This is a genomic window from Rahnella sp. 2050 (genome assembly GCF_040544515.1).
In the GTDB taxonomy this organism is placed as follows: Bacteria; Pseudomonadota; Gammaproteobacteria; order Enterobacterales; family Enterobacteriaceae; genus Rahnella; species Rahnella aceris.
This window is the reverse complement of the sequence record NZ_JBEPKE010000007.1, coordinates 143,360-164,182: the sequence shown is the minus strand read 5'-3', so window position 1 is coordinate 164,182 and position 20,823 is coordinate 143,360. Positions and strand designations below refer to the sequence as shown.

Below are 20,823 nucleotides of genomic sequence, written 5' to 3'. Positions count from 1 at the left end.
AATGTTGTCCCCTTTCTTAAAGCATCGTGAAAGCAATCATGCCGATGATCCCGCCAGTCGTGCCGAGCAGGGTTTCCATCACCGTCCAGGTTTTCAGCGTTTGCAGTTCGCTGGCACCGGTGAACTTGCCGAATAACCAGAAACCGGCATCGTTTACGTGGCTGAGCACAATGGAACCGCCGGTAATGCAGATGGCGAGTGCGGCCAGCTGACCGCCGTTGAGCCCCATCTGATGGGTTACCGGCAATACCAGCCCGACAGTGGTCAGGCAGGCCACGGTGGCTGAACCCTGAATAACCCGCACGACCGCTGACAGTGCAAAACAGGCCACGGCAATCGGTAAGCCGGTGCCGATCATCGCGTCACCAATGGCCGGGCCGACGCCGGAATCCACCAGAATTTGTTTGAATACGCCACCCGCACCGGTCATCAGCAGGATGATCCCGGCGGGCTGAACGGCGGCTGAGCAGATGGCCAGCGTCTGTTCGTTGGTCATGCCGCGTGGTTTTGCCAGCCCGTAAATGACAATCAGGCAGGCAATCAGAATGGCGGTAAACGGATGGCCGATAAACTCCAGCCAGTCGTGCAATGGCGTACCCGCCGTGACAAAGCGTGCGCCGATGGTTTTCATTCCCACCAACACCAGCGGACACAAAATCAGCGCCAGACTGAAACCGAATGACGGCAGGTTATCTTTGTTGAGCGTCGGGGCATTTTCTTCAACAGGCATCGGCCAGCTGACATGACGGCTGATAAAATTGCCGTACAGCGGACCGGCGATCAGCATGCCGGCAATCGCGGCCACCAGACCGATGGCGATCATCCAGCCAAAATCGGCATTCATCTGCGACGCCAGCAGCATCGGGACCGGTCCCGGAAGCAGGAAACACGCCGCTGCCGCGACACCGGCAAATAACGGGATCGCCAGCCTGACGATGTTGCCGTCAGTACGGCGCGCCACCGCGAACACGATGCCAATCAGCAGCACAATCGCCACATCGAAAAACAGCGGCAAGGCGCAAACCAGCCCGGCAATCCCGAGAGCATAATGGGCTTTGTTTTTGCCAAAACGATTCAGTAAATGGGCCGCAATTTGGTCAAGTGCGCCGACTTCATGCAGGATCTTGCCGAACATCGCCCCCAGCGCCACCACAATCGCCAGAAAACCCAGCGTGCTGCCCATGCCTTTCTGCATGGTGTCGGCAATGGTATTGACCGGCATGCCGGAGAAAATCCCGGCGGCAATCGACACCAGCATCAGCGCGACGAACGCGTGCATACGCACTTTCATCACCAGAAAAAGCAGCAGCAACACGGAGCCCGCTGCAGTACCGACTAAAGTCACTGTATTCACGCGCAATGCTCCTGTTGCTGAAAACTACGGATGTGTTGCAGGGTCTCTGCAATCACCGCATCAAGCGGCTGATGAATGCCGATGGTGATCACGTCACTTTCTTCAGCGCCAGGTTGTTCGAGTGCTGCAAACTGTGAGATCAGCATCTGCGATTTAAAAAAGTGCCCTTTGCGTGCGGCCATGCGTTCTTCGATGACCGGGAATTCGCCCTGTAAATAGATGAAAGACAGGTTGGCGTTGCCTGCGCGCAGACGATCGCGGTAACGTTTTTTCAATGCCGAGCAGATGATGACCGACACATTATTGGTACGCTGCATGGCAAACGCGGCATCATTGAGGGCGGCCAGCCACGGCGCGCGGTCGTCATCATTGAGGGCGTCACCGGCGGCCATTTTCAGGATATTACTGCGGGGATGTAAGAAATCGCCGTCAAGAAAACCGGCGGAAAGCTGATGTGCCACGGCGTTGGCGACGGCTGATTTTCCGCTGCCTGATACGCCCATAAACACATAAATTCGGTTCTGATCATTGTTCACGGTTGCGCTCCTCGACTGGTTAAAAAACGCGAAAGACGGGTCAGTGGTTTTATTCGTTATGTCCACCCTGTTCATGTTTATCCGCAATGTTACCGGTAACATGTTATCGGTAACATTATCAGAGGCTTTTTCACCCGTGACAATCTGCCCGTGCAGGGGAAAAGCATAAATGTGATCTACTTCAAAGTTAATTATTAGCAATGAAACATATTTCGGACGGGGGTTAACAGATGGATAACATGCGCAGGCGAAACGAAAAGTATGTGATTGCTATTACTGTGTACAAAACCTCCGGCACAAAAGACTAAAAACCGCACCGGTTGCTTAATTTTTTCTTCCCTCCTTGTAATTATTGACTTCCTTGTCTATTACTAAATGGCAGTGATAACTCACTCTTTTAAACAGTGAGTTATTGATTAACAGGGTTTCACTAAATAAACAGCTTTCTATTACTTTCCTTCAATTTACTGGGCAATTTAAAATCTGAGGATTACATGAAAATATCTAAAGCTCTGCTGGCAGTGGCTGTGATGGGCTGTGTCTCTTTCAGCACTTATTCTGCTGAATTAATGAAGAAAATAGATTTTGAAAAAGTGGCTTCTGAGTATACCAAAGTCGGCTCTGTGACCACCTCAAATAAAACCTCGCAGTCCGGCGCCATTGAAGATCTTTCTAAGAAAGCCGATAAAAAAGGCGGCGATGTATTTGTATTAACCTCCGGTAATACCAACAATAAAATTCACGGTACTGCTGACGTTTATAAGAAAAAATAAGTATTTTGTTTTCTGCACAATAAGCAATAAAAAGAAGCCTGCAAATTTGCGGGCTTTTTAATGGACGATTATGCTGCTGTCGGCTCCGCTGATGCTGGTTATTATCGGGCTGGGATCGTTTGCCGTGCGCGAAAACCATTCGCTGACAATTTTAAAGGAAGGCAATATTCCGCCGGTGCCCTGCACCCTGATTGCGCTGGTGAACGGCGAGTCATAAAAAAATCCACGCTTTCACGTGGATTGAGTTTTGCGGGAAACCGGATGTCAGAAAGGCCTGATTATCGCCAAAATACCAATGAGGATCACACCGACAATAATCACCGCGCTGGCGTTGCGCACCAGCGCGAAATCTTTCACCTGCTGACCGGTGGCGCGACGACGTAAATCGCCGGAAAGCAGCCCGTGCAGCGCGGAGAGAACCAGCACCACCACCATTTTTATCAGCAGCCAGGCATGGGGGAATTTGCCATAACTGACGATCATCACGATGCCCGCCACCCACAACAGGATCATCGCCGGGCTGGTGACACTGCGCGTCCATTTGCGCACGGTTTCCAGTAACAACGTCTGCCCTGCACTTTCCGCAGTACCGGATGTCCGCGAACAGGCCATCGATACCAGCGCCATCGCCAGCATGCCGCCAATCCACAATACGCCCGCAATCACGTGCAAGGCATTGAGCCATTCATGAAGCATTTTTATCCCTCCGGAAGTTAACAATAATTCTGCCTGCCGCAGATGACCTCAACCTGCTGTCTCTCCACAACTTTTAGCGGATTATGGCGGTTTCCCACACGAAAGGCACGGTTAAGTCGTCACTTTTTCTTATTCTCAGCCGGTGTTTACATTGAGTAGGTAGACTGGTATACATACAGGCAAGATGAACAACACGAGTAAAAAAAATGTCCACCACAGACTCCTCTCCTGAAAGCGCCCGCGACCGGCTTCTCGGTGCCGCCCGGGTTCTGTTTTATAACAACGGCATTGCTGCGACCGGGATTGACGCAATCATCAAACGTGCCGGTGTCGCCAAAAAAAGCCTCTACAACAATTTCGAATCCAAGGCTGAACTGGTCGCGACGTACATTGAAATACGTCATGACGAATGGCTGGAGCTGTACGCCCGGCGTGTTGAAAAAGCTAAAACACCGAAAGAAAAAGTGCTCGCCGTGTTTCAGGCGTATGACGATCACGCTGAATTTGCCTATGAGCACGGCTTTCGTGGCTGCGGGTTACTGAATGCCGCCGCCGAACTGCCCGCCGGAGCGCCCGGCAGGCACGCCGTGCGCGGGCATAAAGAACATGTTGAAGCTATCGTGACTGCGCATCTTCTCGAACTGTTCCCCACTGACGAGGCCAAAGCCCGCCTGATGGCGCGGCATTTTTCATTTTTACTGGAAGGCGCGATTTCGCGTGCAGGTCTGGAAGGCAACGGTCAATGTGTCCGTCAGGCGATGGACATGGCGGCCTCAATGATGGAGGTGCCATGACGATAACGCCTCGTGAACGCATGACGGGCGTACTCGCCGTGGTATTTGCTTCCGTTCTGTGGGGGTCGACCGGCACGGCGGCGACATTTGCGCCCGACGTCAGCCCGCTGGCGATCGGCGCAGTGGCCATGGGGCTGGGCGGATTGTTGCAGGCGCTGATTTCCGCCAGAAGGATAGTCACCAGCCGGGTAACTCTGGTGAACAACGCACGCATGTTATTTACCGGCGCACTGGCGGTCGCAGTTTATCCGCTGGCGTTTTACGCCTCGATGCACCTGGCGGGCGTCACGGTCGGTACCGTGATTTCCCTCGGTTCTGCGCCGCTGTTATCCGCACTGATTGAATATTATCTCGACGGACAACGTCTCACCCGCCGCTGGATGACCGGCGCCGCCATTGGCGTGGCGGGCATGGTGTTACTTTGCGTCGGTGAAAGTGGCAGTCACTCCACCGCCGGTCAGGGCGACCACGCGATAGCCGGTGTGGTACTCGGGCTGATTGCCGGGCTGACCTACGCGCTTTATGCCTGGGCGGCGCGTCATTTAATGCAGCGCGGCGTCCCTTCCCGCGCGGCAATGGGCGCCACGTTCGGGCTGGGCGGTTTACTGCTGATGCCGGTGCTGTGGATGACCGGCGCGCCCCTTCTGGCGTCATGGAATAACGCCGCGGTCGGCGCGTACATGGCGCTTATCCCGATGTTTGTCGGTTATGTCTGTTTCGGTTATGCCCTGGCACGCATTCCGGCCAGCATGGCCACCACCATCACCCTGCTGGAACCGGCGGTCGCCGCCGTGCTGGCGGTGGTGATTGTGGGCGAACGCCTGCCGCCGCTGGGCTGGACAGGTATCGGGCTGGTGGTTGCCTGTCTGATTTTTATCACCGTGCCGCTGAAAAGACGCGCAACCTTACCGGTTTCTGCCTGAAAAAATGGCTCCCGCAGGAGCCATTTTTGTCTTCATTGCTGCGACAGATTACACCGCCGCAGGCGCGGTCAGGGAGGCCATATCAATCACAAAACGATAGCGCACATCGGCTTTTTCCATACGCTCAAACGCTTCGTTAATTTCATCCATGCGGATCATTTCACAATCCGGCAGAATGTTTTTCTCAGCACAGAAGTCGAGCATTTCCTGCGTTTCACGGATGCCGCCGATTGGCGAACCGGCCACGCGACGACGGCCTAACAACAGCGGTACGGTGTTGAATTCGTCCATCGGCCCGACCTGCCCGACCAGCACCAGCGTACCGTCCACATCCAGCAACGGCAGGTACGGCGTGACGTCATGTTTGACCGGCACGGTATCGATGATTAAATCAAAATGATCGTGTGCCTGCGCCATCGCGTCGCTGTCGGCGCTGACCAGCAGACGGCTTGCACCTAATTCCAGCGCATCGGCTTCTTTGGCATTTGAACGGCTCACCACCGTAACATCTGCACCCAGACCGACCGCCAGTTTGACCGCCATATGGCCCAGACCGCCCAGACCAATCACGCCCACACGGCTGCCCGGCCCGACGTTCCAGGTTTTCAGCGGCGACCAGGTGGTGATACCGGCGCACAGCAGCGGCGCGGCTTTGGAGAGATCTAACCCTTCCGGCATACGCAGACAAAACTCCTCGCGCACCACTAAATGCTTGGAGTATCCGCCCTGCGTCGGCTCTTTGGTGAAACGATCATAACCGGCGTAAGTCCCGGTGTTACCTTCGCGGCACAACTGTTCTTCACCTTTTTTACACTGATCGCATTCCTGACAACTGTCTACCATGCAACCGACGGCAACATGATCGCCTGGTTTGTAGCGGGTGACGCCTTTACCAATGCTGGTGACACGTCCGACGATTTCATGGCCGGGAACAATCGGATAATAGCTCCAGCCCCAGTCATTTCTTGCGGTATGTAAATCGGAATGGCAAACGCCGCAATACAGAATTTCCATTGCGACATCGTTATCACGCAGGCCGCGGCGTTCAAACGTAAACGGCGCCAGCGGTTTTTTAGGATCGTAAGCAGCAAATCCAACAGTTTTCATCAGTAAACTCCTGAGTCGTTAATGACCCGTTAACTATAGAATTTACCGCCGAAGTCACAAGCCACAGTCCTCCTGAATCCTTGCCTGATCCTGTTCAGTTTATTTCTTAAAGCTGCCGAACATTTTGTAGCGTCCGCCCGGATACAACAGCCGGGCGCAGGTCACCACTTTTTCATGATGCCAGGTGCGGCGCAGGGTTTGCAGGCACGGCTCGGTCTGATGAATATTCAGCAGGCGCTGTTCGTCGTGACTGGCCATCACCGCTTCAATGGTATGTTCGCCCGCCGTCAGCGGTGCCAGTTGGGTCAGATAGGCGAAAGGCGTGGTTTTAGTGAAATCCTGGTGTAAATACAAGGGGGCGATGTCCGGATTCACCAGCCGGTCTTCCAGTTGCACCGGAATGTCATTTTCGTAATGCACAATCACCGAATGAAACAACACCACGCCGGGCAGCAGCATAAATTTCATCGCCATGCTGTCACCGGCACTTTGCTTACCCAGTTGCAACACGCGGGAGGTATGAAAGTGCCCGCGGCTCTTAATTTCGTCAGAAATGTTATTCACTTCCAGCATCGGCGTGAACGCTTTCATTTCATTGACAAAGGTGCCGACGCCCTGCAAACGCAGCAGATAGCCCTCCGTGGTTAACTCGCGCAGTGCCCGGTTTATGGTCATCCGGCTGAACCCCAGCTCGGCGACCAGTTCACTTTCTGACGGCACGCGCTGATGCGGTTGCCAGTGTCCGTGCAGGATCTGATTAATGATCCCCTGTTTCACCTGCTTATACAGCGGAGAAGGCTCGTCTCCGGCGTCCGCAATGATTTCTGATAGCGTTCTGTTTGATGACATTATTCCTGCCTTGTATGTCGCACGGAGCACGGCGGCTGGCGTATTTCACCGGACGTTATTTGCCGGTAAACGCCGCCTGTTCTTTCGCCGCCAGTGCACGCATGCCTTCGCTGCGGTCGTCACTGGCCGCAATCAGGGCCGACAACGAACGTTCATAACTGATGCCCGCCGTTAAGCCCATATCGAAACTCGCCAGCACGGCTTTTTTGGCCATCTTAACGGCGAGCGGTGCGGCACGGGAAATATTCTGCGCAATCTTTAACGCCTGTTCCGTTAACGTTTCCGGCGTGGTGACACGGCTGATCAGTCCGGCGGCCAGCGCTTCTGTGGCGGTGATTTTTCGCCCGGCGAGGATGATTTCCATCGCCAGTGATTTCCCCACCGATTTAACCAGCCGCTGCGTGCCACCCGCGCCGGGGATAATCCCGATGTGCGTTTCCGGCAGCCCGATGATGGCCGTGTCATCGGCAATCACGATATCGCACAGCAACGCCAGTTCCAGCCCGCCGCCCAGTGCATAACCGGATAACGCCGCGACAACCGGCGTTTCAATGGCGGCAATCTGATCCCACTTTTCACTGAAACCGCTGGTGTAAAGGGCTATCGCTGAGGCGGTGGCCAGCGTGCCGGTATCGGCACCCGCAGCAAACGCACGCGCGGAGCCGGAAATCACCATCGCGCGGATCTGTTTATCACCGTCCAGTTCGCGCATTTTCTCCAGCAATTGCGTCAGCATTTCTGCACTCAGCGCATTAAGTTTTTCCGGCCGGTTAAGAATGATATGCGCCACGCCCTGATGACGTTCACAGCGGATAAGTTCGCTCATGGTTTTTGCATCCCGCTGATGGCAAGGATTGTGGCGTTTCGGTGCGCGAGACCTTCTTCAATAGCCTGCGCCGTCCACGGATAAAACCCGGCGCCGGTTTTGGTGCCCAGATTGCCCTGCTCAATTTGCGCCAGCAACCACGGCGGCAGCTCCTCGTCGCGCGATAAGGCTGGCAGTAATATCGCGGCGACATTTTTCACCGTGTCCAGTCCGGCAAAATCCATCAGCTTCAGCGGCCCCATCGCCGACCAGCGCGGGGCGAGCGTACTTTGTACAGCGAAGTCCACGTCTTCGATGCTGGCAATTCCGGCTGTGACCAGATGCAACGCCTCACGCAGCATGGCGTATTGCAACCGGTTGACGATAAAACCCGGCGCTTCTTTATGAATGGTCACCGTCTGTTTACCCAGTTGCTGACAAAGCGCATCGGCCTGCTGACGCGTATTTTCATGGGTTTGCGGTCCGCAGACAATTTCCACCATCGGCATCACATCCGCCGGATTAAACCAGTGCAGGCCGATAAAGCGCGACGGCACCGCCAGTACGCTGGCAATCTGCCCGACCGGGACGCTGGAGGTGTTGGTGGTCAGCAGACAGTCGTCGCTGACATGTTTTTCGATCTCCTGAAAAATCTGCTGCTTAAGCGCCAGCACCTCAGCGATATTCTCCGAAACAATCTTCGCGCCTTTCAGACATTCCGCCATGGACGTCGTAAACGTGACCGACGCCGTCAGCCCGGCGTCGATACTGTCGATCACTTTGGCCGCATTGTGCAGCGAGTTTTCAGTGCGTGAATAAAGCGCCACCTTAAAGCCGCTGGCGGCAAATACCGCAGCGATCCGCGCGCCCATCGTGCCCGCGCCAATGACTGCAACCTGCGTTGGTTCCATATTATCTGCCTCAGGTTAAATGACGCCCTGTTGCGCAAGTGTGTCCATCTCCTGCGAAGACAGCCCCAGTTGTGCACTGAGAATGGCGCGGGTGTGCTCGCCAAGCTGTGGCGGCATTAAATCGGGTAGCTGGTTCATGCCGCTCAGCTTCACGGGCTGCGGTAAGATACTGATTTCACCGGCAACCGGATGCATCACCTGATGCAGTAATCCGCGTTCGGCGGCATGCGGGCTTTGCAGCAGTTCATCCAGCCCCCAGACCGGTGCGGCGGGAATACCACCGGCGTCGAGCAGGGCGAGCGCCCCGGCCACCGTTTTGTCGTGCAACCACTCTTCAATCAGCACCCGTAATTCGTACTGATGTTTCAGGCGCTGCGGATCCGTCGCAAAGCGCGCATCCTGTACGATTTCCGGTTTGCCAATGGCCTGTGCCAGACGGAGGAACAGGCTGTCATTGGCGACGGCAATCACCAGATAACCGTCTGCCGCACGGTAGCTGTCCATGGGGGCGCTGATCGGATGTGCATTGCCCAGTCGCCCGGCCAGCGGCATACCGCCCAGCAGTTGTGTCAGCGAGACCATTTGCATCGACACCATCGCATCAAGCATCGCGACATCCACATGTTGCCCGAGGCCGGTAATGCCCCGTTGCAGCAATGCCGCCAGAATGCCCCACGAACAGTACAGACCCGACACCACATCACCAATCGCATCCCCCACCCGCGTCGGTTCGCCGTTCGCCCAGCCGGTGACCTGCATAATGCCGCCCATCGCCTGGATCACATGATCGTAAGCGGCTTTATGCGCCAGCGGTCCCTGCTGCCCAAAACCGGAAATACTCGCATACACCAGCTTCGGATTGATCTTCTTTACGGCGTCATAATCAATGCCCAGGCGGGTGGTCACACCGGGCCGGAAATTTTCCACCAGCACATCCGCGCTTTCGATCAGTTGCTCCAGCACGGCCCGGCCTTGCGGTGATTTCAGGTTCAGCGTCAGGCTTTTTTTGCCGTGATTAAGCAGCATGAAATAGGTGCTTTCGCCATTAACATGCGGGGTGAAATCACGGGAATCGTCACCTTTACCCGGCATTTCAATTTTGATCACTTCCGCACCCAAATCATTGAGCAGCGAAGCGCAGTAAGGCCCGGCCAGCACGCGGGAAAGGTCGAGCACTTTGATCCCTTCCAGCGGCCGGGATGTCGCTGATACACTCATGCGGTTTCTCCCTCAACGGTGTCTGCGAAAATCAAAGGTGTCAGCGCGCGCAAGATATCGCCCTGTTTGATGAGCTGGCGGATAGCCAGCATATCCGGATACATTTCCTCGTCACTCTGCCGGAAGGCCACCTGCTCACGCACCAGAGACAGCACGGTTTCCGTGCCCGCCGAGGCGCGCAGTGGCCGGTGGAATTCCACCGCCTGCGTGGCACACAGGATTTCTATCGCCACGATATCAATGGCATTTTCAACGGCATCAATAGCATTGCGTGCCGCCGTCACGCCCATGGAAATGTGATCTTCCTGTCCGGCACAGGTGGACACGGTATGCACACTGGCCGGTGCTGCCAGCGCACGGTTTTCCCCTGCCAGCGCGGCCGCTGCATACGGCGGGATCATCATCCCTGAATGCGCCCCGCCATTGGCCACCAGAAAAGCCGGCAATCCGCTGAGATGGCTGTTCGTCAGGCGGTCAGAACGGGCCTGCGAACCGGTGCTGAGTTGCGCAATGGCAATCGCCAGCGCATCCAGACACAGCGCCACCGGCGCACCGTGCCCGTTGCCCCCCGGCAGTACATTCAGCTCGCCGTCTTCGACCATAAACACCGGATTATCCGTGACAGAATTCACTTCCGTGGTCAGCGTTTTCAGGCAATAACTCAGCACATCCCGCGCCGCGCCGTGCATTTGCGGAATACAGCGCAGGCTCAGCGCGTCCTGCACGCGAAAATCACGGTATTTATCGAGGATCTCACTGTCACGCAGTAAACTGCGCAAAATCCGCGCGGTTTCCTGCTGACCGTCGTGCGGGCGCAGCGCATGAAGGCGGGCGTCATACCCGCGGATGTTTCCCTTCAGCACTTCCAGACTCATGCCACCCGCGGCATCCGCCACCGGCAGCAATTCGCGGAAAGTTTCCGCCGCCAGACAACCCAGCGCAGTGATTTCATACGTACCGCTGACCAGTGCATGGCCTTCGCGCGGGCCGGGAATGCGCACGGCAATCCCCGCCCGTTCCAGGGCTTCCCGTGCCGGTAACAGTTCGCCCTGATAGAACGATTTTCCATAGCCGAACACTGACAGCCCGATATGTGCGGTGGCAATCAGATAGCCGACCGACCCTTTGGCGGGTGACCACGGCGTCACCCCCTTATTGAGCATATCGGCCATCGTCTGCACCAGCGCCGGGCTGACGCCGCTGAATCCCTGCAACAGGGATTTCATCATCACCGCCATCATCGCCCGCACTTCATGCTGCGCCAGAACCGGCCCTGTACCGCAGGCATGGCTTTTCAGCATATTGAGTTGCACGTCGGAAATTTGCTCCGGCGACAGGCGCTGAGTGACCAGGTCGCCCACGCCGGTGGTCAGGCCGTAAATCACTTTATTGTTATCAATCGCCTGCCTGATTTTCTCGTGCACGATCAGCATGGCGTCCGATGCTGACGGGTCCGGCAGCACCTGCGCCCCGTAAGCGATATCGGCGATGTCACGGACGGAGGTTTCCGCCGTGCCCAAGATGACAGTGCGCGTCATCATTTATTCAGCCCGTGCCCGGTCAGCCACTCTTTTGCCACAGCATCCACGCTTTCGAAATTCGCCAGTTTGCCGTTCATCACGATCAAATCGCTGGTGGTCAGTTGCCTGGACACATTGTTCAGCGTGGTTTCAACCACCTCGCTGGCTTTGTCTTTTGCAATCAGCGGCACAATGTTTTGCGCCGGGAATAAGTGTTTGGAATCTTCCAGTGCCACCAGATTCTTCGTTTTCATCGCCGGATCGGTTGAGGTCATGTCCGCGACCTGAATCTGATTGTTGGTCAGTGCAGACAGCGTCAGCGGACCTGCGACGTCGAGCACTTTGAAGTTCTTAAAGGTCAGGCCGTAGACTTCGTTCAGCCCTTTCACACCTTCACGACGGGTTTTCCATTCAGCCGGACCACCCAGTACCAGCGTTTTCGCCACCGGCGCCAGATCACTGATATCTTTCAAATTGTATTTTTTGGCAGTTTTTTCAGTCACTGCCAGCACATCGCTGTCCTGCGCCGCAGAAATATCCAGCATTTTGATTTTCTCAGGCAGCGCTTTCGCCAGCGCCGCCGCCACATCTTCAGCAGAATGCGCCTGGGTTTTTTCGTCGAGATAACTCAGCGTGGCACCGCTGTATTCCGGGATCAGGTTGATTGAGCCGTCAAGCAGCGCAGGCATATACACCTCACGGCTGCCGATATTAAGTTTGGTTTCCACCTTGACGTTTTTCGCCGCCAGCGCCTGCTGATAAATAGTGGCAATCAGCTGGCTTTCCGGGAAGTCCGCCGAACCGATAATAATGGTGCCACCCGTCTCAGCGGAGAAAGCGGCAGGGGCGTGCACGACGGCAGCAGAAAACAGGGCAACGGCGAGCAGATTTTTCAATTTCATTTTTGTCAGGCTCCGGAATGAGTGAGTAGATAATTCAGTTATTCGATAAAGGAATTGTTTTTTTACGGCGGCGTTCACGCTGCCGTAATCCTGGTGAAACAATGAAACGAATTAAAAAAGAGAAAAATACATCAACCAGTAACGCTAATATTCCCACCATAAAAGCACCCGCAACCATTTGCGGATAATCGTTCTGCGCACGGCCATCAATAATCAGCCGTCCTAACCCCCCAAGCGAAACATACGCAGCAATCGTGGCCGTAGACACAATTTGCAGCGCAGAACTGCGAATGCCGGATAATATCAGCGCCATCGCACAGGGTATTTCCACCGTCAGCAGTAATTTCAGCGGTGAATATCCCATGCCGGTTGCGGCGTCAATAATCGCCGGATTAATCGCCCTGATGCCGGAATATACCCCCATCATGATGGGCGGTAATGCCAGAATGATCAGCACAATCAGACAAGGCACAATAAAAGCCAGGTCTGATTCAAATACCGGCCCGAACAGAATTACCAGTAAAATGATCAACCCGAATGAGGGCAGCGCACGCATGGCATTGGCGCTGCCGATTAATAACATCGCACCTTTGCCGGTATGACCGACATAACAACCGATCGGGAAAGCGATAATCACCGCAATAAACAACGCTTCAATGCTGTAAATCAGATGCTGAAATATCAGCACCAGCAAGCCGTCATCGTTGAGCCAGTGACCGGAGTCCAGCAACCAGTTAATCATTTCGCATTCCTTTTCGGTTGCCAGGTGGTCATTTTATTGCCGGTGCGCAGCACCAGATTATCCAGCAGCAGCGCCAGCACAATGCACAGGAAAATACCGGCAATAATCGGCGTCAGAAAATGTAGCTGGAAACCCTGAGTAAATAACGCCCCCAACTGCGGCATGCCGACCAGTGCTGAAATCGACACAATACTGACGTTCGATACCACCACTACCCGCATACCTGCGGCGATTACCGGCACAGCCAGCGGTAATTCCACGCTCAGGAAACGCTGCAAGGGCCGGTAGCCCATGGCGACAGCGGCCTGATGGGTTTCATGTGGAACAGAATCCAGCCCGTCGCACACGGTACGGATCAGCAGCGCAAACGCATAAAGTGTCAGAGCCACCACGACATTCACGGTATCCAGAATTTTCGTGCCCAGCAGACCGGGTAATAAAACAAATAACGCCAGGGAAGGAATGGTATAGAGCAGTCCTAATATATTGAGAATGCCGTCTTTAAATTTCCCACAGCGGTGCAAAACACCCCCGACCGGAATAGCCAGTGCCAGCCCGATTAATACCGGAATAACAGACAGGTAAACATGCCAGCCGAGCAGCGTTAATATATTTTCCCGCTGCTGAAATAACCAGTCAAAACGCATGGTATTACCTCACAGCACGGGAATGAGAAAGTGAAAACACCTGTTCGATATTTGCCGTACCCATAAAGCGCTGCTGTTCATCAACCACGATACCGCGCTGACAGGGAGAACTTAATACCGAATCCATTAACTGACGCAGCGTGCCATTTTTCGGCGCAAAGGTGCTGCCGAGATTAATATCTTCCGGGTCCACGGTGGTTTTATTTTGTGTCACATCATACCAGCCGAGCGGACATTCATTTTCAACCACCAGTAACCAGGCACTTTCTCCGGCAAGGGATCGGGCTTCGCTGACGGAAATACCCGGCGCGATCACAGGTTCTTTCGTCAGGCTGATATTATCAGGGATCATATCGAACGAAAGTTTGCGGTATCCGCGGTCACGGCCAATAAAGTCAGCGACAAACGCATCCTCCGGTTCATTAAGTAATTTCACCGGTGAGGCGATTTGCGCCAGACGACCACCGGGGCGGAAAACCGCAACCTGGTCGCCTAATTTCATCGCCTCATCAATATCGTGCGTGACCATAATAATGGTCTTGCCGATTTCACGTTGTAATCTTAAAAACTCATCCTGTAACTGTTCGCGCACCACCGGATCGACGGCGCTGAAAGGTTCGTCCATCAGCATAAATTCCGGGTCCGATGCCAGCGCACGCGCCACGCCGACCCTTTGTTGCTGACCACCGGACAACTGCCACGGATAGCGCTCCGCCATCGTCAGCGAAAGCCCGACCATTTCAAGTAATTCGAGGGCTTTTTTACGCGCTGCCGTGCGTGTCGCACCGTTGAGAAGCGCCGTGACTGCAATGTTATCCTGCACGGTTTTGTGCGGAAACAGCCCAGCGTTCTGGATCACATAGCCTATTTTGCGGCGCAGTTTGACCAGATCCATTCCGGCGGTCGGCTGTCCGTTCAGCAAAATGTTGCCTGAAGACGGCTCGGTTAACCGGTTGATCATGCGCAGTGAAGTGGTTTTTCCGCAGCCCGAAGGCCCGACCAGCATAGTAATTTGTCCCGTCGGCGCACTGAACGACAGCCTGTCTACAGCCACCGTCCCATCTGCGTAAAATTTGCTTATGCTCTCAAATGAAATCATTACGTTTCCAGCCACATTACGGAGTGTTTTTCATAAGGCGCCTGCGTGTGATTATTTTGCAGACCTGACATGTACTAACTTGTATGTACAACCTAGCAAGCAGGATGCCAACTTCTCTGTGCGGGTGAAAAGCCACGGATTACGGCGGATGGGATGTGCCGGGGGGTAAAAAGTGAACGGAAGATGCGGTTTTTTTGCACCAGAAACAAACACCCCGCCCCATTGCGGTGCGGAATGTTTTACTTTCTGGCTACAGGCTGTTTACGACTTTCGCTCTGACAACTGACTCAGCCACTGACTGCGATATTCAGAAGGCGAACGGGCGGTGCTTTTGCGGAAAACCCGGCAGAAATAGTTGCTGTCAACGAAGCCGCTGCTGGTCGCCACTTCTTTGATTTTCAGTTCATAACCTTTAAGCAACAGTTTTGCCTTTTCCAGGCGGACGTGATTCAGATACTCGCTGAAGCCGATATCTCCGGATTTACGAAACAAATGAGACAGATAATTCGGCGTGATATGGAAACGCTTTGCCACGTTTTCGCGCGTCAGCGGCAGTGAGGCATTCTCTTCAATATACTTTTTGATTACCTCAAACAGCGCCCCGCTGCGGGTAAGGATCTGCGCCCTGTTAGCGAGCTGTTCCTGACAATGACTTAACAGCCCCGCCACCACGCAGCGCGCGGTTTGCTGGTCGTCAGGACTGGAGACAATTTCATTCATCGCCTGCAACAGAAACGAGCCTACACGCGGGCCAAGGCGGGAAACACTTTGTTTATCCGTGCCGGTAAATGTCACGCCATCCCAAAACTGTAAACTGAACCCCAGTTTTTCTTTGCTGAACAGAACACTCAGCACAATCGCGGGCTTGTCCCACACCATCAGATTCCATTTTCCCCCCGGAATATACAGCGCATCACCCTGCCTGAGCAGCCCTTTGCCTGTGGCAATGCTGCGATCGCGGACTTCGCCTTCAACGACAAATTCAATACGGGGAAAACTGACCACGGAGGCCAGTTCAGGCGGCGGCTGGGAATTATCAGGAAACCTGACAGCAAACACATCACTGCCGGACACCGATCGGAACAGTGTTTCTATCACGTCTTGCAGCATGGCAGTCTCTCAGAGGTTTTCTCTTCATAATAACATACACGTAACACATACGCGGTGATGCGGCCAGCCACACTGTGACCGCCCTCTGATGTCCGTCATAAAGGCCGGTAAAAATGCCATGAAAAAGCCTGACCGGCAGGCCAGGCCTGGGGAAAACAGAAATTCAGAGCACGTCGAGCAACCATTTCTGCGCAGGCGTCAGGCGGCTTGCCGTTTCCGGCTTCAGCCATTTACGCTGATCCTGCTGCTGTGCATCCGCGCGGTCGATATACAAACTGTGCAGCACGCGGCGACGGGTGCCGATGCGGTTATTGGTGCCGCCGTGCCAGGCGTGAGCGTTGTAAATCATCACGCTGCCCGCCGGTGCTTCGAACACCACTTCATCAGGATGCGGTAATTCAACATCCGCCAGCACATCCTCCGGCAATTCCGGGCGGTGATGGGTGCCGGGAATAATGCGCGGTGCGCCGTTGGCGGCACTCAAATCATCAATCGCCACGATGGCATTGACCAGATGGACTTTCGGAAAATCCGGACGCGGCTTTTTCCAGTCAGCATGCAGCGGCTGATGGCCGCCCCGGTGCAGCGCTTCGCGTCCGTTGAGGCTCGAAACCTTAAACGCGCCACCAAAAATATGATGACAGACGGACAGGATCAGCGGATGCGACCACACTTTTTCCCACACGGTACCTTTGTTGATCATGTTGGCGATACGGGTCGCGGTGGCTTCCTGATGGTGTTCGACGGCGAGATTATCGCCCTCTTTGTCCACCAGCATGTCAAACGCGGTGCGCATCTCTTCCAGCCAGTCTTTGTCGATAACATTATGAATAACAAGGTATCCGCGCGTCTCCAGCTCGTCAGCCTGCGCCGGAGTTAATGGTTGTGTTGCGCCCAGCGCTGCAAGATATTGCTCAGATGAATGATTCATTTTCCGCCCCTTCAGTTAACGTTTGCGTAACATAAAAGTACGGCAGTTTTTATAGGAAAAAACGATGCAAATCCTACAAAACACTGGATTTATGTGTGATCGCCCAAAAAGTGTGACGCAGGTCTGCTCACCTCTGCGGTGCTTATCTCAGGCCGATACCAGCAGTTGTGCCTTTAGCCTTTCCTGTAAAAAATCGAGAAATACCCGGGTGACTTCGCTGCGCTGACGGTGCTGCGGATAAATGGCATGCAGGCTGAGTGCGCCGGGATGAAATGCATCCAGCACGCGAACCAGTGCGCCATATTGCAGCGCCGGTCCGACGATAAATTCCGGCAGTAATACCAGCCCGAGTCCGGCGACGGCCGCATCGCGCAGCACTTCGCCGTTATTGCTGACAATTGGCCCGCGCACATCAAACAGACGACGTTTGCCCTCCAGCTCCAGCTCCCAGCCGGTCTGTCCTTCGCGCCCGTAACGCAGGCAATGATGGTTGAGCAAATCCTCCGGCATTTCCGGCGTCCCCTTACGCTGAAGATATTCCGGGCTGCAGCAGATCACCCGCTTCAGTTCACCAAGCCGCCGCGCCACCAGCGAGGAATCCGCCAGATTACCAATGCGCAGCGCGATATCGAAACCTTCACCCACCAGATCCACATAGCGATCGACCAGTTCTACCTGAAACTGAATCGCCGGATGCTGACCTAAAAACTCGGCAATCAGCGGCGAAAGGTGGCTGATACCAAACGACATCGGAATGCTGATGCGGTACGTTCCCTGAAGCGCCTGCCGCCTGGGCGATACCGCCCGTTCGGCCTCTTCGATATCGTCGAGGATGCGCTGTGCATGTTGCGCGAACAACTGGCCGGACTCGGTCACCGACAGTTTGCGGGTATTGCGGTTGAGCAGCCGCGCATGTAAGCCAGCCTCCAGCGACGCCATGCGGCGACTGACCTATTGTTTAGAAAGCATCAGTTGTTCAGCCGCCGTGGTAAAACTCCCCGCTTTTACCACAGCAATAAAAATACGAAGATCTTCTGTCTGCATCTTATCCGCACCCTTTATTCTCACGCCATTTATTGTCAACCAAAACGTGACAGTAATAGTCAAACAACCGCATTGTTGAGCAAATTAGTTTACGTGTATTCTCTGTTCATCGGAAGGGCAAACGCGCTTCCCCCCTGACAAACTGAGGAGCACATCATGATTGAACAACGTCTCTCTGAACAACGCGGATTGGGTGACCACGGCTGGTTGCATTCACGTCACACCTTCTCCTTCGCCAGTTACTGGGATCCAAAACAGGTCGGCTTCTCAGACCTGCTGGTCATCAACGATGATCAGGTTGCACCGGGTCGCGGCTTTGGGGCGCATCCGCACAGCAACATGGAAATCATCTCTTATGTGCTGGAAGGCGCGCTGGAGCATAAAGATTCAATGGGTACCGGTTCTGTGATTGTCCCCGGCGACGTGCAGCTGATGAGCGCCGGTTCCGGTGTGACGCACAGTGAGTTCAACCACTCCGGTGACGAAAAGGTGCATTTCCTGCAAATCTGGATCGTGCCATCTGAAAATGGGACTAAACCGGGTTACCAGCAGGTGTCTGTGCCTGAAGCGGAAAAACGCGGCCAGTTCCGCCTGATTATCTCGCCAACAGGTGACAATGGCTCACTGAGCGTGCGTCAGGACATGAAGATTTACGCGGGCTTCTTCGACGGTGCGGAACAGGCCACGTTCGACCTTGACCCTGACCGTTATGCCTATGTCCACGTGGCACGCGGCAGCATCAAAGTGAACGGCATTGAATTCAGAACCGGTGACGGTGCACGTATCCGTCAGGAAGATAAACTCACCTTCACGGACGGCGACCAGGCAGAAGTCTTGCTGTTTGATTTGCGTCCGGTGGAAGTCAATCATCCGACCCGCTGATTGAAAGTGTTTAAGCAGGCGTATTACCGGTTTTTCGGCAATGCGCCTGCCCTTTTATTATCTTCGTCCTCACGGACAAAAAAACCTGCTGTAATCCTCTTTTACAGAGGGTTTTCTCTGGAAAGCATCTCCCATCTATGTCGTTATCCAGTTGGTTTATAACCCTTCCTTACGTTATATTCGCCTCGTCGCGTCAAAAATACGCGGCTAGGTTTCGCAGCCTGAATACCACATCGGAAATACATATGTAATAATTATGTATTTGCCTCCGTACACCTGTCAGATACAGATGCTTGTAATTTGTACATCCTATGGTGACTCAGGCAAGGCAGCCTCCGGGCTGGCCGGCTTCCGATGTGACCGGTACTGCGAACCTTGTCTGAGCCACCACCAAACGAGTTTCGCAGCTCCGGTGGTGGTTAACTATCACATCGGAGAATACCTATGAAACTGCCCCATAGTCCGACTTTCCTGCCTTTTCCTACGTCGTACATCCAGCAGCATGAGGGAGAAATCCTGATTAATCAGGACTGGCACCCCGCTGACATCATTGCTGCACTGCGCAAAAAAGGCACCACCTTGTCTGCGGTTTCACGCGCTGCGGGTTTATGTTCAACCACATTAGCCAATGCGCTTACCCGCCCCTGGCCGAAGGGGAATTGCTGATAAGCCAGGCTATCGGCGTGCCACCTTCGATTATCTGGCCAAGCCGGTATTTCGATAAGCGCACAATGCAATTTGTTGAACGTCCATTGCGCACGCCCGGTAAGAAACCCCCGTCAGACGAATAGCATAAACATCTCAGGGCGTTGTAAAGACGCCCTTTTTCTTCCTCTCCCGGCTAACTCTCTGAATTCGGCACATCGCAGCCGTGGCTAACGTCAGGCTCGGGCAGGCTGTTATGGCTTTCCACCAGCACCCCCCCTGTCGGATCAACCACCATGCCACACAAACGCAATCCTGCGGTCTGACGGTCAATAACCCGGTAAACAAACTGCACATCATCTGGTTTATGACTGTGCCATGCAGGCGTTTGAAAAACAGCCATCTTTTAAAACTGTTCTGCTTGCACATCCGGTGCTGGCGGCCAATATTACTGAACGGGATCTTGACCACTGGTGAGATCCGGCTCATTACACCGGCCGCGCCGCGCAAAAAGTTGATGAGGTCATCCGCTTTGCCGTGCAGTCCGGTCATCTGACTTCTTCTGAGGGATCCGGGTTATGACACAACATTTCAGGCGGCTGACGCTGGATGATAAACACGATTATCTGGCGCTGATGCTGGACGCTTATGCGCCAATCAAAGCACTCGGGATTCAGTTTGATGCTGCCACCGCCGATCTGGCAAGCGTGACACAACATCTCAACGATCATGCAGTGTTTGCGCTCTTTGATGACCAGCGGATGGTGGCTTCGGTCACCCTGCGCTTCCCGTGGGGTGCAATGCCGGGACTCATAGGCCTGCCGCATATTGGCTGGTTAGGCACGCATCCGGATTACACCGGTCAGCGTCTCGGCAAGAAGCTGCTGGACTGGCTGGAAGACAACATTCTGATCCGCGAACTGAAAGCCCCGGCTTACTCGCTTGGCACCGCCACCAGCCATCCGTGGCTGCGTGACATGTACCTGAAACTGGGTTTTCAGCCGGTCTTCGAAAGAGACATCGGCAAAGGACACACCACGCTGTACATGAAAAAAATTCTCGATGAAAAAAGCCACGCCCGCTGGCTGGAACGTCAGGAAAATTTGTTATGAGCCTCACCGCCATGCTGACGAAACGGATTGTCAGCGCGGTTTATAACCTCGTCCGGCGGTATTAGTGAAAGAGCCCAGGGGGTCTTGGGGGGCGGCGGCAGGCCGCCCCCCAAGTCGGTGTGGGCCGACGCCCACGGTTTTGACTTTGAAGTTAACGCCCGTATGGGCGGCCACCCCACCCCCTATTCCATCTCCCGCAACTGCATAGCAACTATTGTTGTTT

At 54.5% G+C, this 20,823-nt stretch carries 22 protein-coding genes and 3 pseudogenes; 8 read left to right on the top strand and 17 right to left on the bottom strand.

Going from position 1 to position 20,823, the window contains the following annotated elements:
* Window positions 1–16 precede the first annotated feature (16 nt).
* The gene (gntU, locus tag ABIC79_RS21590; protein ID WP_015689979.1) at window positions 17–1,354 is read right to left on the bottom strand and encodes a gluconate transporter; all 1,338 of its coding nucleotides are present in this window, start codon (window positions 1,352–1,354) and stop codon (window positions 17–19) included.
* Window positions 1,351–1,890, bottom strand: a complete 540-nt coding sequence (gene gntK, locus ABIC79_RS21585) for a gluconokinase (RefSeq protein ID WP_015689980.1) — start codon at window positions 1,888–1,890, stop codon at window positions 1,351–1,353. Before gntK ends, gntU begins: the two co-directional genes overlap by 4 nt.
* Window positions 1,891–2,384: 494 nt before the next feature.
* On the opposite strand from gntK, the gene yahO reads away from it, so the two are divergent.
* On the top strand, window positions 2,385–2,663 hold the full coding sequence (gene yahO, locus ABIC79_RS21580; protein WP_013575662.1) for a DUF1471 family periplasmic protein YahO: 279 nt from the start codon (window positions 2,385–2,387) through the stop codon (window positions 2,661–2,663).
* A 70-nt stretch (window positions 2,664–2,733) separates the two neighbouring features.
* Complete coding sequence (locus ABIC79_RS21575) at window positions 2,734–2,880, top strand: hypothetical protein (protein WP_013575663.1); 147 nt, start codon at window positions 2,734–2,736, stop codon at window positions 2,878–2,880.
* 47 nt (window positions 2,881–2,927) lie between these two features.
* Here the strand turns inward: ABIC79_RS21575 and ABIC79_RS21570 are convergent, their stop codons facing one another.
* Complete coding sequence (locus tag ABIC79_RS21570; protein ID WP_015689981.1) at window positions 2,928–3,359, bottom strand: CopD family protein; 432 nt, start codon at window positions 3,357–3,359, stop codon at window positions 2,928–2,930.
* 206 nt (window positions 3,360–3,565) lie between these two features.
* Here ABIC79_RS21570 and ABIC79_RS21565 point away from each other — a divergent pair, with 206 nt between their 5' ends.
* Both ABIC79_RS21565 and ABIC79_RS21560 read left to right on the top strand, forming a co-directional pair.
* Complete coding sequence (locus ABIC79_RS21565) at window positions 3,566–4,153, top strand: TetR/AcrR family transcriptional regulator (RefSeq protein ID WP_013575665.1); 588 nt, start codon at window positions 3,566–3,568, stop codon at window positions 4,151–4,153.
* Entirely contained in the window at window positions 4,150–5,076 is a 927-nt protein-coding gene (locus tag ABIC79_RS21560) for a DMT family transporter (protein WP_013575666.1), read from the top strand. Before ABIC79_RS21565 ends, ABIC79_RS21560 begins: the two co-directional genes overlap by 4 nt.
* A 48-nt stretch (window positions 5,077–5,124) precedes the next feature.
* Here the strand turns inward: ABIC79_RS21560 and ABIC79_RS21555 are convergent, their stop codons facing one another.
* The 13 genes and pseudogenes from ABIC79_RS21555 to ABIC79_RS21495 all read right to left on the bottom strand — a co-directional run bounded on the left by ABIC79_RS21555 (window position 5,125) and on the right by ABIC79_RS21495 (window position 17,961).
* Window positions 5,125–6,183 carry an NAD(P)-dependent alcohol dehydrogenase gene (locus ABIC79_RS21555; RefSeq protein ID WP_354568454.1) on the bottom strand — a complete coding sequence of 353 codons (1,059 nt, stop codon included), beginning with the start codon at window positions 6,181–6,183 and terminating at the stop codon, window positions 5,125–5,127.
* A 99-nt stretch (window positions 6,184–6,282) separates the two neighbouring features.
* Window positions 6,283–7,032 (bottom strand): histidine utilization transcriptional repressor HutC, encoded by a 750-nt coding sequence (hutC, locus tag ABIC79_RS21550; protein WP_112198385.1) that lies wholly within the window; start codon window positions 7,030–7,032, stop codon window positions 6,283–6,285.
* A 55-nt stretch (window positions 7,033–7,087) separates the two neighbouring features.
* On the bottom strand, window positions 7,088–7,858 hold the full coding sequence (locus ABIC79_RS21545; protein ID WP_013575669.1) for an enoyl-CoA hydratase: 771 nt from the start codon (window positions 7,856–7,858) through the stop codon (window positions 7,088–7,090).
* Window positions 7,855–8,748: a 3-hydroxyacyl-CoA dehydrogenase family protein gene (locus ABIC79_RS21540; RefSeq protein WP_112198448.1), complete on the bottom strand. Its 894-nt coding sequence runs from the start codon at window positions 8,746–8,748 to the stop codon at window positions 7,855–7,857. The genes ABIC79_RS21545 and ABIC79_RS21540 overlap by 4 nt, the downstream gene beginning before the upstream one ends.
* 15 nt (window positions 8,749–8,763) lie before the next feature.
* Entirely contained in the window at window positions 8,764–9,966 is a 1,203-nt protein-coding gene (locus ABIC79_RS21535) for a CaiB/BaiF CoA transferase family protein (RefSeq protein WP_013575671.1), read from the bottom strand.
* A complete protein-coding gene (locus ABIC79_RS21530; protein WP_112198449.1) occupies window positions 9,963–11,507 on the bottom strand; it encodes an HAL/PAL/TAL family ammonia-lyase in 1,545 nt (514 codons plus the stop codon). Before ABIC79_RS21530 ends, ABIC79_RS21535 begins: the two co-directional genes overlap by 4 nt.
* Complete coding sequence (locus tag ABIC79_RS21525) at window positions 11,504–12,388, bottom strand: ABC transporter substrate-binding protein (protein WP_013575673.1); 885 nt, start codon at window positions 12,386–12,388, stop codon at window positions 11,504–11,506. The genes ABIC79_RS21530 and ABIC79_RS21525 overlap by 4 nt, the downstream gene beginning before the upstream one ends.
* A 34-nt stretch (window positions 12,389–12,422) precedes the next feature.
* Window positions 12,423–13,130 carry an ABC transporter permease gene (locus tag ABIC79_RS21520; RefSeq protein WP_015689988.1) on the bottom strand — a complete coding sequence of 236 codons (708 nt, stop codon included), beginning with the start codon at window positions 13,128–13,130 and terminating at the stop codon, window positions 12,423–12,425.
* A complete protein-coding gene (locus tag ABIC79_RS21515; protein WP_013575675.1) occupies window positions 13,127–13,777 on the bottom strand; it encodes an ABC transporter permease in 651 nt (216 codons plus the stop codon). The genes ABIC79_RS21520 and ABIC79_RS21515 overlap by 4 nt, the downstream gene beginning before the upstream one ends.
* A 4-nt stretch (window positions 13,778–13,781) precedes the next feature.
* Entirely contained in the window at window positions 13,782–14,876 is a 1,095-nt protein-coding gene (locus tag ABIC79_RS21510) for an ABC transporter ATP-binding protein (RefSeq protein WP_037035704.1), read from the bottom strand.
* A gap of 261 nt (window positions 14,877–15,137) precedes the next feature.
* The gene (locus ABIC79_RS21505; protein ID WP_013575677.1) at window positions 15,138–15,986 is read right to left on the bottom strand and encodes an AraC family transcriptional regulator; all 849 of its coding nucleotides are present in this window, start codon (window positions 15,984–15,986) and stop codon (window positions 15,138–15,140) included.
* 163 nt (window positions 15,987–16,149) lie between these two features.
* Window positions 16,150–16,917 carry a phytanoyl-CoA dioxygenase family protein gene (locus ABIC79_RS21500; RefSeq protein ID WP_013575678.1) on the bottom strand — a complete coding sequence of 256 codons (768 nt, stop codon included), beginning with the start codon at window positions 16,915–16,917 and terminating at the stop codon, window positions 16,150–16,152.
* A gap of 147 nt (window positions 16,918–17,064) precedes the next feature.
* Window positions 17,065–17,961 (bottom strand): annotated as a pseudogene (locus ABIC79_RS21495) (LysR family transcriptional regulator).
* Window positions 17,962–18,117: 156 nt separating this feature from the next.
* Between ABIC79_RS21495 and ABIC79_RS21490 the strand changes: the two are divergent.
* A complete protein-coding gene (locus tag ABIC79_RS21490) occupies window positions 18,118–18,843 on the top strand; it encodes a pirin family protein (protein WP_013575680.1) in 726 nt (241 codons plus the stop codon).
* Between the two features lie 516 nt (window positions 18,844–19,359).
* Window positions 19,360–19,634, top strand: a pseudogene (locus ABIC79_RS21485) (helix-turn-helix domain-containing protein).
* A 50-nt stretch (window positions 19,635–19,684) separates the two neighbouring features.
* Here ABIC79_RS21485 and ABIC79_RS21480 read toward each other — a convergent pair.
* On the bottom strand, window positions 19,685–19,891 hold the full coding sequence (locus ABIC79_RS21480; protein WP_314522819.1) for a hypothetical protein: 207 nt from the start codon (window positions 19,889–19,891) through the stop codon (window positions 19,685–19,687).
* On the opposite strand from ABIC79_RS21480, the pseudogene ABIC79_RS25680 reads away from it, so the two are divergent.
* Window positions 19,828–20,070: pseudogene (locus ABIC79_RS25680) on the top strand (adenylosuccinate lyase); the annotation flags it as partial. The gene ABIC79_RS21480 and the pseudogene ABIC79_RS25680 overlap by 64 nt on opposite strands.
* A complete protein-coding gene (locus tag ABIC79_RS21470) occupies window positions 20,067–20,600 on the top strand; it encodes a GNAT family N-acetyltransferase (RefSeq protein WP_112152407.1) in 534 nt (177 codons plus the stop codon). The pseudogene ABIC79_RS25680 and the gene ABIC79_RS21470, both read left to right, overlap by 4 nt.
* Window positions 20,601–20,823: the final 223 nt, after the last annotated feature.